Origin of the sequence: Tritonibacter sp. SIMBA_163 (assembly GCF_046535935.1) — a bacterium.
Taxonomy (GTDB): Bacteria; Pseudomonadota; Alphaproteobacteria; order Rhodobacterales; family Rhodobacteraceae; genus Epibacterium; species Epibacterium scottomollicae.
The window spans coordinates 1-252 of sequence record NZ_JAWJBP010000915.1 but is presented as its reverse complement, the minus strand read 5'-3'; the positions used below and the strand labels follow the sequence as shown (position 1 = coordinate 252).

Sequence of the window (252 nt, the reverse complement as noted above, 5' to 3'; positions counted from 1 at the left end):
CTGAAGAAAATCCCGTTTTTCGTGCGCGGCAAAGCTCGCCGGAACACGGAAAAGTTCGCCCGCGAGCGCGGGCTCAGCCAGATAACGGTCGAGGCCTTGTATGATGCCAAAGCGCACTTCGGCTCATAACAACACGCCGCTGCGCGTGGTCATCGTCACGCTGGACACGCACCTGGCGAGCGCGGCCGAGCAGGCCTGCCGCCAGCTGCAGCAGTGTGAGCTGCCCGGGCTGGAGCTGAACCTGCACGCGGC

Annotated in this window: 1 protein-coding gene; it reads left to right on the top strand. The window is 64.7% G+C overall.

What is annotated here, in order from left to right; genetic code table 11:
* On the top strand, positions 1-129 hold a 129-nt coding region (locus R0J92_RS24995), incomplete at its 5' end, for a hypothetical protein (RefSeq protein WP_411053667.1).
* Between the last annotated feature and the right edge of the window lie 123 nt (positions 130-252).